Annotated in this window: 1 protein-coding gene; it reads right to left on the reverse strand. The window is 41.5% G+C overall.

All coding sequences use genetic code 11. From position 1 onward, the window contains the following. Positions 1 to 236 (reverse strand): MBL fold metallo-hydrolase (locus AAEY79_RS16390; RefSeq protein ID WP_407074221.1); only part of this gene is annotated, 236 nt, incomplete at both ends.

The raw sequence follows: 236 nt of genomic DNA on the forward strand, positions 1-236 counted from the left end.
GGCTAACATCACCGCTTGACCAAATTTTGGCGTTAACAAGGTGACATTTTGCTGTTTAGCTAACAGGTTGATACGTTCAAAAGGCTCAAACCAATCATGTAACGCTAAATCAAAAGTGCCATTGTGTACTGGCATCATTGCCTTTGCTTTAACATCAATATGCGCCTGTAGGCTTTGCTCTGGCAACATATGAATATCACTCCACAATTCATTATAGGCGCCCGTTTCAATCATGC

The sequence above is a fragment of the Psychrobacter sp. GW64-MNA-CIBAN-0177 genome, from assembly GCF_040309585.1.
In the GTDB taxonomy this organism is placed as follows: domain Bacteria; phylum Pseudomonadota; class Gammaproteobacteria; order Pseudomonadales; family Moraxellaceae; genus Psychrobacter; species Psychrobacter okhotskensis.